Annotated in this window: 1 protein-coding gene; it reads left to right on the plus strand. The window is 55.0% G+C overall.

The window, feature by feature from the left end:
• Window positions 1-327: extracellular solute-binding protein (locus E0L35_RS25905; protein WP_138801762.1), on the plus strand; the 327-nt coding region annotated here is incomplete at its 5' end.
• Window positions 328-400 lie beyond the last annotated feature (73 nt).

Below are 400 nucleotides of genomic sequence, written 5' to 3' on the forward strand. Positions count from 1 at the left end.
AATGTCTCGTTCTCGATTCCAAAAGAAGGGGCGATGGCGTTCTTTGATGTATTCGCCATGCCTGCGGATGCCAAAAACAAAGACGAAGCCTATCAGTTCCTGAATTACCTGCTGCGTCCGGATGTGGTGGCACATATCTCTGACCATGTGTTCTATGCTAACGCCAATAAAGCAGCCACGCCGCTGGTGAGTGCGGAAGTTCGTGATAACCCGGGTATTTATCCGCCTGCGGATGTCCGTGCGAAGCTGTTCACTCTGAAAGTGCAGGACCCGAAAATCGACCGTGTGCGCACCCGCGCCTGGACCAAAGTGAAGAGCGGAAAATAATCCGCAGCCGTAGATGCCGGAGGGGCGCACCACACCCGCCGGCAATTCGCACCATCATGGTGCGCTTGCACAC

This window comes from Halomonas sp. ATBC28 (assembly GCF_005937175.1).
Lineage (GTDB): Bacteria > Pseudomonadota > Gammaproteobacteria > Pseudomonadales > Halomonadaceae > Vreelandella > Vreelandella titanicae.